Source organism: Actinomadura kijaniata NBRC 14229 (genome assembly GCF_001552175.1).
Classification (GTDB): Bacteria; Actinomycetota; Actinomycetes; order Streptosporangiales; family Streptosporangiaceae; genus Spirillospora; species Spirillospora kijaniata.
Genome location: NZ_BCQR01000012.1, coordinates 85,349 through 98,962 on the forward strand (window position 1 = coordinate 85,349; position 13,614 = coordinate 98,962).

Sequence of the window (13,614 nt, forward strand, 5' to 3'; positions counted from 1 at the left end):
GAAGTGGGTGGGGCCGCCGTCCAGCGGCCCACCGCAGCGGGGGCAGGACCGGGCTGGCCACGGCGACCGGGCCCGCTGCCCGCCGCCCGGCCAGGGGCCGGAACGGGTGGGCAGCGGGGCCGCGCCGGGACCGGCAGCGGCCGGAGCTGGGCGGGTCATCACGGCCGCCTGGGGCTACCAGGTGACCAGGGCGGCCAACTCCAGCGGGCCGCCGCCGTGGGAGGCCACGGCCTCCTCCAGCAGCGGGTAGTGGCGCGCGGCCGCGCCCTGCGGGAGCGGGTGGCCGTACAGGGTGTGGGTGGGGCCCTGGGTCAGGGCGCGGCCGACGTCGGCCAGGGTCTCCAGCGGCCCGGCGTCGCCCAGGCCCTGGCCGGTGGCGTCGGAGGCGCGCAGCCACAGCCAGCCCTGCCGGGCGCAGGCCCACACGTAGCGGCCGGTGGCCGTGGCCGTGCCGTCGGGGCCGGTGGCCCAGGCGGGCATGGCGATCAGGGTGGAGACGGTGCCGTCGGCCTCGATGTGCATCGGGTCGCCCACCAGCCCGGCAGCAAGGTCGGCGCGGGCCGACTCGTCCAGGCCGTCGGCGCTGTCGTCGGGGTCGTCGTGGTCGGTGGGGTCCCCGGTGGAGATCGGGGTGATGTTGAGTTCGGCGAGCTTGCGGGTCAGGGCGGCGGTGTCGGTGATGGCGGCCTGGTGCCGCTGGGCGCGGAATGCCTGCAGCGCCAGGGCCAGGCCGTCGGGCTCGGGCGAGCGGTCGATCGGGCGAACGCCGGACAGCAGGGCGGAGTTCAGGGACATCGGGTACCTCGCAGGAGGAGAGCGGGCAGACGAAAGCACCGGTCCGGCGCCCGCCGTGGGGGCGGGCACCGGGCCGGTGAAGTGGTGGGGTGGGTCAGTTCGCGTGGCGGAGCGGGCGCGGCAGCGCTCGGGTGAGGGCGCGGGCCAGGCGGCGGGCCGTCGGGCGGGCGCGGTAGGGCAGGCGGCGGGCCTGCTGGGTGAGGACGTAGGCGAAGCCGGGCAGGCCGGGCGGCTGGAACAGCGGGTCGATGAGGCGGGCGGCCTGGTGCTGCCAGCAGTCGGGGCAGTACACCGCCTGGCTCTGGTGCGGGCCGACCACCCAGGAGGCGATGTCGGTCAGGCGGGTGCGGGCAGGGCAGTGGTCGCAGGCGGCGATCCACTGGCCCATGCGGGCGATGTCGGGCAGGCCGTCGGCGTTGAGCAGCGGATGGATCACAGCCGCTCCTCCCCGAGGGTGCTTCGGCCGGCGACCCGGTCGGAGCGGACGGGCGGGGGCGTGCACGGCGGGCACGGGATCGGCCCGGCGGGCGGATTCCACATCTGCCCGGTGTCGTGACAGCTCAGGCAGACCGGACCCGACGGCGCGGGCGGCTCGGTCGGCGTCGGGTGGTCGGGCGGCTTGGTGCGCTGGGGCACCGGTCGGGTCATGATGGTCATGACGGTCTCTCCAGGGCCTATCTGGATGGGATCGGCAGTGCCCTGGCCGGTGTGTCAGCACCGGCCAGGGCACGTTCGCGTTCGGGCTCAGACCTCCTCAGGGGCGGGACTGGTCGGGGGTGTCGGGGACCACGACGGTGAGGTAACGGCGGACGCCGGGGTCGCGTCGGTTGGGGTAGGGGGCCGAGACGTCGGCGACGTCCAGCCCGGCGGTGATCTGGTCGATCACGCCTGCCACGTCGTCGCTCTGGCCGGACAGGCGGATCTTGACCAGGCGGCTCACGCGCGGCCCGCCTGGGCGGCGTCCAGCGCCTGCAGGACGTCGATCAGCTGTTCGTCCAGCCACTCGGCCAGCCGCCAGACGGCGGTCTTGGCGGCGGTGGTGTCGGGCAGCTCGGGGTCGTCGCGCTCGGCCGCCGGGCGGGTGAGCGCGGAGAGGGGGACGGGCAGCAGCAGGGTGGTGCTGGTGAGCATCGCCGGGCCGTGCTTGAGCAGGTGGTCCTCGGGGGTGAAGTAGCCGGTGTCGCCGAAGCCCCCGTCCCGGTCCCACTCGCGGTAGCCGCGCAGCACCAGCAGCTCGGGCGGGCGCGGCACCGCGATCTCGACGCGGGCGATCAGGGCGCCGTCGTCCTCGCTGAGGTAGGTGTCCACCTGGCGGATGCGGTCGGGCAGCCACTCCAGGTAGGGCGGGGACATGATCGGGCCGCACGCCACCTGCCAGACCGCTGCGGTGAACTCGGCCGGGTCGGTGGTGATCGTCTTGCTGTCGTTCCAGTCGTCGGCGAACTTGGCCTTGTTGGACCGCAGGTAGGAGCCGTAGCGGCTGATGCGGTCGCTGGCCATGACGCGGTCGTCGTACTCGTTCAGCCGGAACACCTGGCAGAGGGTCGCCAGGTTGTGGCCGGTGACCAGCTCGTCGGCCGGGGCAAACGTGGGGTGCTGGGTGCGGGCAGGGGTCATCACAGATCTCCAGATCGTGAAGGGAGATGTGGCTGGAAGGGGGGTCATGCGGCCCAGCTCGGTACGGGTGTACAGGTAAGCCGGAACGCGCTCCCAGGAGGTGATCCGGGGAACAGCGTCCAGGGCGGGCCGGTAGGTGCTGCTCACGCCGCCTCCGTCCCGGCCGACCGGCCGGCCCGGCGGGCGCGGCGGCGGATTAGCTTCTGGCGCTCCTCGGCGGTCAGCCCCGCGCGGATGCCGTGCTGGTCGAACGGGCCCAGCGCCAGCTCGGTCTCCAGGCAGAACTCGCGGACCGGGCACCAAGAGCACAGCTCCCGGGCGTCCCGCACCCGCTCAGCGGCCTCGGCGGGGGTTTCGGTGCGGCCCTCCTCGGGGCCGAACCACAGCTCCAGATCGGTGTCCAGGCACGGCCGCCGCTGCCAGTCGGCGGGCTCGGGCTGCCAGAGAAGGGCCGAACCCGAGTCGGCCTTGCGGCCCACCGGGCGGCCGGGCTTGCGATGAACACGGGAAGCAGACGGGGTAGTCATCAGGCGATCAACTCCTTGAAATCACAGGTAAGGGAGGGGAAGAGGGTGGGATGTGCGAAGCGCTCCGCCCGTGGGGAAGTCGGGCGGAGCGCTTCGCAAGGGAACCGGCCAGCAGGGCCAGGGCGGCGGGTTGGACGGAGTGGGTCAGGAGGCGGCGGCCAGGGCCTTTTCCCGGGCGCGGGCGATCTGGTGCACGGCGGGCGGAACCGGTGGGCGCGGTTTGGTGAACTGCGGGACCGCGCGGCGGGTGCTGGCGTCAGCGACGGCCTGGGCCAGCTGCTCGCGCCAGGTGTCGTAGGAGAGGTTGACGATGACGCGCTGGCCGCTGCCTGGGCAGCGGGGAACGCGGCCGTCGGTGGGACGGCGGCGCCGGTCGCGGTGCGGGTGGACCATGTGGCGTTTGAGCGCCACCCACCAACGGCAGTCGGGACACACAATCAGCGCTTCCGGGCCCTCGGGGGGACGGCCCTTGGTCTTCGGCTCGGGTTTCGGACGCAGGTCCAGGTGGGTGATGGGGAGATCGCTGGCGTAGATCGGGGGGCGGCCGTTGTGTCGCATAGGCACCTCCAGGGATCAAGAGGACGCTGGGGTCTTGCGCACTCCGGGCCGCACCGACCGAAACCGGTCGATGCCTCCTGGGCAGCGCAAGCGCCGCACGAAGGTGGTGCTCGTGGACCGGGTCGCGGAGACCTCGTGGTTCGTCCTCCCGCAGATGGGCCACGTGCAGTTGTGTCTCACTGGCGTTCACTGCCGATCAGCTTGGCTAGCTAGGCCAGTTGAATGCATCGTGGACTGGCTTAGCTAGCCAAGTCAAGAAGCCTGGGAAGTTTTCTTCTGGCTTGGCCAGCCAGGCCCCTACCCTGGAAGGGTGAGTGTGGAGAGCGACTACCTCGGTGAACTCGACCCCGACGACCCACGGACACCGTCCAAGCAGATCGCAAACAAACTTCGAGCTGCGATCCTCACGAAGAAGCTCAAGCCTGGGGAGCGACTCCCCTCCCAGCCGGAGCTGGCTGCGCGTTACGGCGTCGCGAGGGAGACGGTGAAGTCCGCTCTTCGAGACCTCCAAGCCGAACGTTTGATCGTGAGCCGCCAGGGGAGCGGGTCGTTCGTCCGCGTGCAGACCGAACGCCCCGTGGGGCTACGGCCCCACATCGAAGCCGCCTTTGAGAGGCCCCATGTATCCGTCGACTTCGCCGGATTCTCTGGTGAGACGCTGCACAACACCCTGATCGAAGTTCTGGACAAGGTTCGAGCTGGGCGGTTGAGACCGGAGTCGCTCAAAGTTCGCATCCTGGTGTGCGATACGACCCAGGAGCTGGCTTTGCCGCGCAAAGTTGGCGAAGAAGCGGCGAACCAGAAGATCAGGGCGCGTGCCGACCGTATTTCACGCCGAGCCATCGACGGGATCGTGGACGTGATCCACGAAATAGCCGATCTTGGGCTCATCGAGTCGGCGAGTGTCGAGATTCGGGTGCACAATCTGTCCCCGTCTTTCAAGCTTTACGTGCTTAACGGAGAAGAGGCGTTCTACGGCCTGTATCCAGTCGTGAGGCATCAGATTCGCCTGGGTGACGGGCCGGAAGAGGTGTTTGACCTCATGGGCAAAGATGCCACCCTTTTCCACTTCTCCAGTGGAGACGACGCCGATACATCCAACGCACGGCAGTTCGTGAAAGAGGCCAAAATTTGGTACGAGTCGGTGTGGAACACGATCGGCCGGGAGTACTCGGCATGACCGACGTGGAAGCGATCGTTGGAGCGTCCCGCGCCGTTCTGCTTGACTTCGACGGACCGGTCTGCGACCTGTTCGCGGGGTACCCCGCGCATGTCATCGCAGATCGGCTGCGAGCGTTTCTTCTGAACGCCAAGGCTGATCTTCCGGAATCGATTTCGGAGACGCGCGACCCCCTGGATCTACTTCGATGGACTGGTGCGCGCTGTCCTGAGCTACTGGAGGTTCTAGAGAAGAAGCAAGTGCTCGCCGAGTGCGAAGCGGCCAACTCGGCAATTCCGACCCCCTATGTCCAAGAGGTCATGGAATCCGCCGTTGAAAGCGGCCGGGGAGTCGTGATCGTCAGCAACAACTCTGGTGAGGCTATTGATCGCTACCTCAAGCTGCATGGGCTGGCGTACTACGTTTCTGCAGTCGTGGGCCGCCGCTTTGGGGCCCCGGCGACGATGAAGCCCGAACCGGGGCCGGTACTCGACGGCGCGCGGCACGCAGGAGTTCCGGCCTCAGCCTGCGTGCTGGTCGGTGATTCCGTCTCGGATATTGAGGCCGCGCAGCGGGCCGGAGCGATGAGCATCGGCTATGCCAAGAGCACCAGCCGTAGGGTGAGGTTGGCGGGAGCTGATGCCGTGGTGGAAGGGATGAAAACCATTTCCGACGCGCTCGTGGCCTCGCAACGTTGAGCGGGCAGCGGAGGTTCCGTGTTCCTTACGCTGTTGCGCGTTCGGTGGTGTCTCGGTGGCAGAGGGAAGGCGAGGCTTGGCTTGCCTCGGTTGAGGACGAACTCCTTGAGATCTGCGCACGTTATGGGGCCGAGCCGCTGAACGTATTCGAGGCGCGCTACAGCTTCGTGGTCGAGGTCGCGACCGAACGAGGTGCGCTGGTGCTGAGGTCCAGCCCTGACCCAGCGGGGCGGTTTCAGGCCGCTGCGGCTCAGAGTCTCGCCCAGGTAGGCGCCGGTCCGAAGATCTACGAGATCATCGACAGCCCGGTCGGCACCTGGACCGTTTCGGAACGGGTGACTCCTGGCACCACCTTGGGCGGGTATCCCTTTCCGTTGGCAGCAGTAGGGGAACTGTTGTCCCGCCTGGTCGGAGCGGCTCCGCCGATGGAGGAGATGCCGACCCTGTCCGAATGGCTTCGCGGCCGCCTTGAGGACGACGAACTCTCCGACCTCGCCCCTGGACGGGATGTCGCCCCTAAACGACACCGGGAGCATGCTCTGGAACTGCTGGCTGACCTTGGTAGCGGTTCGGGGGACGGACTCTGCCACGGCGACGCCTCCCCGGGAAACTTGATCATCGATCGGTCGGGGCGACCTGTGTTCATTGATCCGCGCGGGGTCAAGGGCGATGCCGCCTATGACGTAGCGGTGGTGGCGCTGAAAACGTCGTCGTCGGCTGAACTCGGCGTGCGCGTTGCCCAACTCGCCAAACGGGCGGGTGTCCCGCTGGAGCGTGTAGTCCCGTGGGTGGCCATCGCTGATGCGGCTCGGGTGTAGCGCGGCCCCAGTCGTGCGGGAGTTCAGCCAACTGCGTGGTGCGTAGCAGGGTCAGCCGGACCAGAGGACGTCGAAGACGTGGATGATCTGATGCGCGTCGTCAATGACAAACTCGGCGGGGCCCAGTCGGCGAAGACGACGGTGCGGACGTGCGGTTCGCCGGAGTCCAGGGTCATAGAAGCCGGCCGCGACTTCTCGGAGTCGCTGGATTAGTTCGAGGAACGCCTCCTCAAGGACGCCCTGAGTCTTAGGGATGCTACCGGTCGGAACTCCACTCGATTTTCGATGCATGGCCTAGAGCTTAATTTATCGGTTTCCATGACATGCGATCCTGCTTGAGAGTAGACTCTACCCTAGATCCCCTAACGCTATATGGTAGACATGATTAAGGAGCGTTAATGATTTCTGTCAACATAGAAAGCTTGCAATTTGCCTCAGGGGAGACAATTGAGCTCCCTCCTAATGGCGTGACGGTAATTGTGGGGCCGAATAGTGCCGGAAAAACCCGTCTCCTATCAGAGATAGTCAATGCTGTGGCCAATTATCCGCAAGCTGTATTTAATGGCGCATGGCTCCAGGGTATATCGTTGAAAATTGATGGTAGCGATGCCGAATTTAAACAATGGTTTGATGAGCGAGCTCGTGTTTTTCGCCACCATAACGGAATGACTCAAACGGGAATTTTCACGGGGTCTAATGCGGATAATTTGATAGAGTTCGATCTTGCCCTCAATAGCTGGAAGAGGAGTTTTTCGCGTATTTCAGGACATTTCTATAACTATCTGGGCGCATCCGATCGTGCTCAACATCCAATATCGGCGCCCCCGCGTGACCCGGCCGAATCGCCTGCACATCCCCTGCACAATATGTGGGATGACAGAGATGAAGAATTGCGTTTTTCGAGACTTGTAGAGCGCGCTTTTGGCTTTGGAGTTTGCCTCAATCGACACTCCATTAGAGAGCTTTATCTGTATCGGGGCAAGCCCGTGGAGGGTGATGAAACGATTCCGCCCACCCAGGAAACATTGGCGCACTATGCCAGATTGCCCAAAGTTCAGGAGGAGGGAGATGGTGTACGTAGTTTCGTGCGCGTCCTCATGGAAACTATTATCTCCCGTAAGAGCATTTTTGTAATTGATGAGCCGGAGGCTTTCTTGCATCCTCCGCAAGCTCGCCTTTTGGGGCGCCTTTTGGTTGACGAAACGCCACAGCAATCTCAGGTGATTATTGCGACTCATAGTGCGGATGTGCTGCAAGGAATAATTGATGGACGCAGGGATCGCGGTCTTAATATTATCCGCCTTTCCTTGGATGGCGACGGGGTGAGGTATCCCAAAAGCCTTGCGCCCGAAAAGGTGGAGCAGCTTTGGTCTGATCCGCTTATGCGCTACTCGCGGATGCTTGATGGACTCTTTCATCGAGGCATTGTTATCTGTGAGGCGGATACGGACTGTCGATTCTATTCGGCAGTTGTGGATGCCTACCCAAGGAAAAGATCGGAGCTGGATCTGATTTTTACTCATGTCGGAGGTAAGGCGCGCCTCGCGCGTGCACTTAAAGACATGAATGGTTTCGGAGTTCGTTCCGTTGTGATCGGCGATATTGATGTCTTGAATAATGCGACCGCGGTCAAAGATATCGTACAGGCGGCAGAAGGTGATTATGCGCAAATAAAAGAAGACTTGACTATCCTGATCGAGTACGCCAAGAAACTCGGTGCAGGCCCCATAGTTAAGAACCTGAAGGACGTAACTAGGCCTATACTTGCGCGCTCCGATTCAAGTCCTGTAGTCGACTCAGAAAAGGCCGCTATCCGTGAGGTTATAAAGATTAGGAGTGGATGGGACGAAATTAAGCGTGGAGGTACTCACGCTCTAGTCGGCGCAGCTGTGCCTGCGGTCGAGCGAATTCTCGATTATCTAAAGAGTATCGGAATATTTGTTGTTCCAGTTGGTGAAGTCGAGCGCTGGTTTCCTCTGGATGTGCGAAAGGGCCCTGCTTATGTGACGGAAGTACTTGAGCGTGGACTCCATGAAAATCCAAGTCCAGACCTTGAAAGATTTACCGAAAGCCTAATAGAATACTTTGAATAGGGGTTTCATTTTATCTTCAATTGCATGGATGTATCAAAAGTAATGCAAGTATGGAGGAGTTTCTGGGGGATTGCTAGTCCGCCGGGTTGCGGACGGTCGTGACGGCAGCCCCGTACTCCCGGAGGTATAGGGCCTGGAAGCGACTGAGGAGCTCGACCAGGATGACAGATGGGTCTCGCGGGTTTGCTTGGTATCCGATCGGTCGAGCGTTTACGAGACCCTCCTCGGCAGTGTGGCCGGCCCTCCCAGGGCGCGACTCGCTGCTAATGGTGCTTCAGAGACCCAAGAGGCCATCTCCAGACTCCGGCCTTTGATGATGGAATGATCTTGGGTGTGTGCCCATGGTGTGCCGACCATGGAACCTGGAAGCGTGGCAGTGACGCTCCTGCAGGTCATTGACCGGTTTCTTGATCGACTCGTATCCACGCGATGTGGTTCCACAAGCCGTTCCGCGCCGACGAGTGGCTCCTGTACTACCAGGACACCCCCTTCGCCGGCGGAGCCCGCGGCCTCGCCCGAGGCCAGGTCTTCACCCAGGACGGAGACCTGGTCGTCTCGGTGATGCAAGAGGGCCTGATCCGAGTCACCGACTCCTGACCACCCCGAACGCGGCCCCAGGATCACCTGGGGCCGCGTTCGCCTTCAGGGCGTTGATCACAAGAGTGGTCGCCATGGCGGGCTCGGCGCTACCCGGCCGCCGTCTCAGGGGCTCTCACCCCAGGCCACTGGTGGTCGCCGCAGGCCAGTGTCTCCGAGCCGGGCGCGAGCCGATCCGCGGCGACGGCCTGGCCCACGCGCGGCCCGCGGGAGGACCATCCCCGCTCGTGCTCGCCCGTGCCGTGTGCGGTTCCGGCCTCCGGCGGGGCGGCTGACCTGCGCTCCTTCCACTTTCCAACCTGGTTCCAACCACCCTCCGCGACTCTGGTGACCACTCGGTCGGGGCGGCGGGCGCGGCGACCGCGAGGGGGCCGGTCGCCCGGCCAAGGTCGCCACGCCTCGGCAGTCGGGGGGACGGGCCATGCGCGGTCGGCGTCGGTCCGGGGCGCTGAGCCGCGACCGGGCGCGGACATCGGCCGGAACACACCGGAAAGGGACACCATGCGCATCAAGAGGTCGGTTCAGCGGTCACTTCTCGTCGGCGCGCTCGCGGGTGGCGCGGTGGCGGTGCCCGCTGCCGCCGAGGCGTACACCTGCAAGTGGACGTATGTGAAGACCATCGGCAAGGGGACGGGCGCCGCCGCCAACATCTACGCCAAGGACTGCAAGAACGGCCACTACGTGAAGGGGAAGATCTACGACACCAAGGCGGACGGGCGCAACGCCGTGGTCACCATCGGCTACAACGCCTGGGGGACGTGGGACGGCAAGGGCGACACCGCCGACTACTCCTACAAGGTCGGCACCTCCAAGAAGTCGATCAAGATCCATGTCAAGGCGTGCAAGTACGAAGCCGGCTGGGGGCCGCTCTGCAGCACCAAGGAGAACCGGATCGTTTACTTCGACTAGAGAGAGCCGCGCGGAGGCGATGGAGGAGCGGGGCCCCGCTCCTCCATCGCGCTTTTCGCCCCCGGACCCGGCAGGGCACGAGTGCCGCCGGTCGGCGGGGGACCGGTGCGACTCAGAGCGAGGCCGTGAACAGGAAGTTCATGGGCAAGCCCTCGGTGCCTCGGGGGAGGGGCGGCCAGGGCCAGCGGTCGAACGCGGCGCCGTCCTCGCCGGGGACCTTGACCTCCTCCACCGTCCAGCCGAAGCCGGTCAGGGCCTCTTCGGGGTCGTCGGTGCCCCACAGCCACGGGCAGCCGTCCTCGCGGAGGCGGCGCAGGCCCTCCTGGGTGAACTCGCTGACCATGGACTGGTGGCTCAGCAGGTCGCCGGCCAGGACGCTGCCCGGGGCGGACAGGGACGCCAGGCGTGCCAGGAGCGTCCGGGCGTCCTCCTCGGGCAGGTAGAACAGCAGGCCCTCGGCGATCCACAGGGTGGGGGCGGACGGGTCCCATCCCGCGGCGCGGAGCGGCTCGTCCCACGGGCCGGTCAGGTCCGTGCCGATGGCGTGCCGCTCGCAGGTGTGGCGGGCGCCCAGTTCGGCGAGCCTCTTCTCCTTCCAGTCGATCAGGTCGGCGTGGTCCAGCTCGTACAGGACCGTTCCGGGCGGCCAGGTCAGGCGGACCGAGCGGGTGTCCAGGCCCGCCGCGACCAGGACGACCTGGGGGAGGGGCGTGGAGGCGATGGCCTCGTCCAGGTAGCGGGTGCGGATGGCGAGGAACTCGGTCGTGCCGGGGTTGGCGTAGCGCTCGTACCGCGCGAAGCCCTCCGGGCCGGCGAGGTCGGCGGCCAGGTCGTCGGTGAACAGGGCGTCGTCGCGGCGGGTCTCGTCGGCGCGCGCGGCGGCCGTCCAGCGGGCCGTGGCGGAAACACCGTTCATCTCTCTCCCTTCACCGGCGGCCCGCCGACACGGCGTCCATGAGGCGCCGCATCGACTCGGGGATCCGGGCGGGCGCCATGTGGCCGCGCTCGTCGGGCCGGACGCAGGCGACGCGCTGCTCTCCGGTCGCGACCAGCTCCTCGCCCTCGGGCCGCTGCCGCCAGTACTCGAACGTCATGGTCATCTGCGTCTGGCCCAGCTCGCCGAGGAACATCCGCACGACGACCTCGTCGAAGACGGTCAGCTCCCGCAGGTACTCGCACTGGCAGCTGACGGTCAGCAGGCGGACGCCGTCGTCGAACCCCGCCACCACGTCCGGCGCGAACTCCCGCATGCACAGCTCGCGGGCGCGGCCCTGCCAGCGGACGTAGTTGACGTAGTTGACGTTGCCGAGCAGGTCGGTGTCCTCGATCGTGACGATGTGCCGGTACTCGTAGCCCCTCACTCCGCGGCCCCCGTCAGGACGCCCAGCACGACCGGCTCGGCGACGCCCCGCATCCCGGCCGCGAGGGTGGCCACGCGCGCGTCGCCGACGGCGAGCACGGCCCAGCCGTCCTCGTGCACGGAGTCGAGCGTGAACGGGGTGCCGGCGGGCAGCCCGGCCTTGACCGCGGACTCGGCGGCGGTCCAGACGCGGGTCGCGGCCGTGTCGAAGTCCTCCGCCACGGCCTCGGCGAGCGCCCCGGCGAGCGCGAACCCGTCGGGGCCGAGGAGCCCGGCCCAGACGTCCCGGTCCCGGTGGGCGACGGTCTCCAGGTCGCAGCCGGGCGTGGTGGTCGCCAGGGTGATCCCGGCGCCGTGGGCGATCGACACGGTGTCGCCGGTGCTCGTCTCGGGCCTGCCGTCCGGGCGGTGGCGCAGCTCGACGTCGCCGCCGAGCAGCCGCCGGACGGCCAGCGCGGCGGCCTCGCGGCGGGACGCGCCGTCCGGGTCGCCGTCCAGCGCCGCCCGCCCGGCCAGGCCGAACGCGACCAGCGCGTGCTCGACGTACGGGCCGAGCAGGGCGGGCACCCACCCGCCGGGCAGCGGGAACTTCTCGACGACCCGGGTCCGGAAGCCCTCCCAGGTCTCGATCAGCGCGCCGTCCTCGTCGGTGACCTCCATGTCCCAGCAGGCGTCGTCGCGCCGGTAGCGGGCGTGGACGAACGCGGGGGTCGCGCCGGCGTGCGGGCCGGGGACGAGCCGGTCGACGCCCGCCGGGATCGCGAGGACGGTCGGGGCGCACAGCGCGAGCGGCTGCATGTAGGCGTCGCGGGCCGCCGGGTCGCCGAGCAGCAGGCGGCCCGGCAGGTAGCGGCCGAACCAGTCCACCCGGGTGTCGGGCAGCAGGCGCGCCGTGACGTGCATGGCGTCGGCGCGGCGGATGTCGCCCATCAGCCGGAACCGCGGGCCGTGGAACAGCATCGGCCCGTACAGCTCGCTCCGCGGGTCGATCGCCATGGGCGGCAGCGCCGCGTTCTCCGGCCGGACGAGCCCCGCCTCCTCGGGCTTGGCGGGCGGCTCGCAGACGGCGCGGAAGTGCTCGACCTGGAAGTTGGTCGTGCTGCACCGGACGACGGTGGCGACGCGTCCCGGGGCCGTGCGCAGGGCGGCGACCCGGACGGTGACCGTGGCGTCCTCGGGGACCGCGATCGCCCGCAGGAACTCCACGCCGGTCAGCACCGGCGCCGCGTCCCCCTCGGGGTCGAGGCCGAGCAGCGCCGCCGCGGCCTGCGCCATGATCTCCATGCCGACGGTGCCGGGCAGGACGGCCTCGGTGCCGCCGCCGAACACGTGCTCGGCGAGGTAGGGGTCGTTGCCCCAGCTCACCTCGGCGTCGGCGACCAGCTCGACGCCGGGGTAGCTGACGCGGGGCCGTTCCAGGAAGCGCAGCAGCGGCAGCTCGCCCGCGCCGAACGACACGGTGGGCATCTCGCCGAACCGCCCGGTGACGACGGCGACGACCGGGGCGGCGGGGTCGGCGACCAGGTCGCGCAGGATCCGCACGCCCTGGTCGGGGGTGATGGTGGTGACGCCCGCGCGGGACAGGTTCTCGACCGAGCCGAGCCGCTCGCCCATGCCGACGCCGGACCACAGCGACCACTCGACGGCGCGGAAGCGGCAGTGCGGCAGCTCGGCGGCGAGCCGTTCGACCAGGTCGCTCTGCCACTCGTTGGCGACCGCGTAGTGGGCCTCGCCGCGCAGCCCGGCGCGTCCGGTCATGCTGCCGAACGTGACGACGAGCCGCAGCCGCGCGGTGTCGACGGCGGCGAGCACCGCCTCCAGACCGGCGACCTTCGGGTCGATCGTGCGGGCGTAGTCCTCGTCGGTCAGCTCCTCCAGCAGCTTGGGGACGTTGCCGCCCGCGCCGTGCAGGACGGCGGTGACCGGACCGAGCTCCGCCTCGGCCTCGGCGACGGCCGCGGCGACGCGGGCCGCGTCGGTGACGTCGGCGCGCAGGTAGCGGGCGGTGACCCCGGCGGCGGCCATGCGTTCGAGGTTGGCGGCCAGTTCGGCGTCCCCGTCGGGCGCGGACCGGCCGAGCAGGACGAGCCGGGTGCCGCTCTCCCGGGCCAGCGCCAGGGCGCACTCGGCGGAGATGCCCTTGCCGCCGCCGGTGACGAGCAGCACGTCGCCGGGGCCGAGGGGCAGGTCGGTGCCGTTCGGCTCGACGGGCGTGAGGACGGGTTCGCGGCGGACGCCGCCGTCGTGCTCCACCTCGCGGAACCGGTCGGTCGCGGCGGCCTCGGCGGCGACCAGGTCCGGGGCCGCCGGGTCGTCGAGATCGGCGGTGACCACGGTCGTCGCCACCCAGGGCGCCTCCAGGTGCAGCGTCTTGGCGAACCCGGCGGCGCCCGGCTCCCGCTGGACGAGGACGCAGCGCCGCACGTCCTTGGCGGCGAGGACGGCCTTGGCGCCGGACCGCAGCGTCGCGAGCCGCTCCTCCC

The 13,614-nt window shown here is 67.9% G+C and carries 15 protein-coding genes and 1 pseudogene; 6 read left to right on the forward strand and 10 right to left on the reverse strand.

The window, feature by feature from the left end; all coding sequences use genetic code 11:
• Positions 1-174: 174 nt before the first annotated feature.
• The 7 genes from AKI01S_RS05540 to AKI01S_RS05570 form a co-directional block, all read right to left on the reverse strand.
• Positions 175-795, reverse strand: coding sequence for a hypothetical protein (locus AKI01S_RS05540; protein WP_067812657.1), 621 nt, complete (start codon positions 793-795; stop codon positions 175-177).
• A 94-nt stretch (positions 796-889) separates the two neighbouring features.
• Positions 890-1,231 (reverse strand): hypothetical protein, encoded by a 342-nt coding sequence (locus AKI01S_RS05545; protein WP_067812658.1) that lies wholly within the window; start codon positions 1,229-1,231, stop codon positions 890-892.
• Positions 1,228-1,443, reverse strand: coding sequence for a hypothetical protein (locus AKI01S_RS05550; RefSeq protein WP_157419674.1), 216 nt, complete (start codon positions 1,441-1,443; stop codon positions 1,228-1,230). Before AKI01S_RS05550 ends, AKI01S_RS05545 begins: the two co-directional genes overlap by 4 nt.
• A 106-nt stretch (positions 1,444-1,549) precedes the next feature.
• Positions 1,550-1,735: a hypothetical protein gene (locus AKI01S_RS05555; protein ID WP_067812660.1), complete on the reverse strand. Its 186-nt coding sequence runs from the start codon at positions 1,733-1,735 to the stop codon at positions 1,550-1,552.
• Positions 1,732-2,559, reverse strand: a complete 828-nt coding sequence (locus AKI01S_RS05560) for a hypothetical protein (protein ID WP_157419675.1) — start codon at positions 2,557-2,559, stop codon at positions 1,732-1,734. The genes AKI01S_RS05555 and AKI01S_RS05560 overlap by 4 nt, the downstream gene beginning before the upstream one ends.
• The gene (locus tag AKI01S_RS05565; protein ID WP_083998941.1) at positions 2,556-2,939 is read right to left on the reverse strand and encodes a WhiB family transcriptional regulator; all 384 of its coding nucleotides are present in this window, start codon (positions 2,937-2,939) and stop codon (positions 2,556-2,558) included. The genes AKI01S_RS05560 and AKI01S_RS05565 overlap by 4 nt, the downstream gene beginning before the upstream one ends.
• A gap of 144 nt (positions 2,940-3,083) precedes the next feature.
• Positions 3,084-3,497 (reverse strand): hypothetical protein, encoded by a 414-nt coding sequence (locus AKI01S_RS05570; protein WP_067812663.1) that lies wholly within the window; start codon positions 3,495-3,497, stop codon positions 3,084-3,086.
• A 310-nt stretch (positions 3,498-3,807) separates the two neighbouring features.
• Between AKI01S_RS05570 and AKI01S_RS05575 the strand changes: the two genes are divergently transcribed.
• From AKI01S_RS05575 to AKI01S_RS05590, 6 genes and pseudogenes are all read left to right on the forward strand, one after another.
• Positions 3,808-4,677, forward strand: a complete 870-nt coding sequence (locus tag AKI01S_RS05575; RefSeq protein ID WP_067812664.1) for a GntR family transcriptional regulator — start codon at positions 3,808-3,810, stop codon at positions 4,675-4,677.
• Positions 4,674-5,354: an HAD family hydrolase gene (locus AKI01S_RS05580; RefSeq protein ID WP_067812665.1), complete on the forward strand. Its 681-nt coding sequence runs from the start codon at positions 4,674-4,676 to the stop codon at positions 5,352-5,354. The genes AKI01S_RS05575 and AKI01S_RS05580 overlap by 4 nt, the downstream gene beginning before the upstream one ends.
• Entirely contained in the window at positions 5,351-6,172 is an 822-nt protein-coding gene (locus AKI01S_RS05585) for a phosphotransferase (protein WP_067812666.1), read from the forward strand. Before AKI01S_RS05580 ends, AKI01S_RS05585 begins: the two co-directional genes overlap by 4 nt.
• Before the next feature lie 398 nt (positions 6,173-6,570).
• Positions 6,571-8,265, forward strand: coding sequence for an ATP-dependent nuclease (locus tag AKI01S_RS48815; protein WP_083998957.1), 1,695 nt, complete (start codon positions 6,571-6,573; stop codon positions 8,263-8,265).
• 423 nt (positions 8,266-8,688) lie between these two features.
• Positions 8,689-8,862: pseudogene (locus AKI01S_RS48820) on the forward strand (acyl-CoA thioesterase); the annotation flags it as partial.
• 501 nt (positions 8,863-9,363) lie between these two features.
• Positions 9,364-9,771 (forward strand): hypothetical protein, encoded by a 408-nt coding sequence (locus AKI01S_RS05590; RefSeq protein WP_067812667.1) that lies wholly within the window; start codon positions 9,364-9,366, stop codon positions 9,769-9,771.
• Positions 9,772-9,883: 112 nt separating this feature from the next.
• Here AKI01S_RS05590 and AKI01S_RS05595 read toward each other — a convergent pair whose 3' ends face one another.
• The 3 genes from AKI01S_RS05595 to AKI01S_RS05605 form a co-directional block, all read right to left on the reverse strand.
• Entirely contained in the window at positions 9,884-10,687 is an 804-nt protein-coding gene (locus AKI01S_RS05595) for a class I SAM-dependent methyltransferase (protein ID WP_067812668.1), read from the reverse strand.
• A 10-nt stretch (positions 10,688-10,697) separates the two neighbouring features.
• Complete coding sequence (locus tag AKI01S_RS05600) at positions 10,698-11,132, reverse strand: acyl-CoA thioesterase (protein ID WP_067812669.1); 435 nt, start codon at positions 11,130-11,132, stop codon at positions 10,698-10,700.
• Positions 11,129-13,614: SDR family oxidoreductase (locus AKI01S_RS05605; protein WP_157419676.1), on the reverse strand; the 2,486-nt coding region annotated here is incomplete at its 5' end. The genes AKI01S_RS05605 and AKI01S_RS05600, both read right to left, overlap by 4 nt.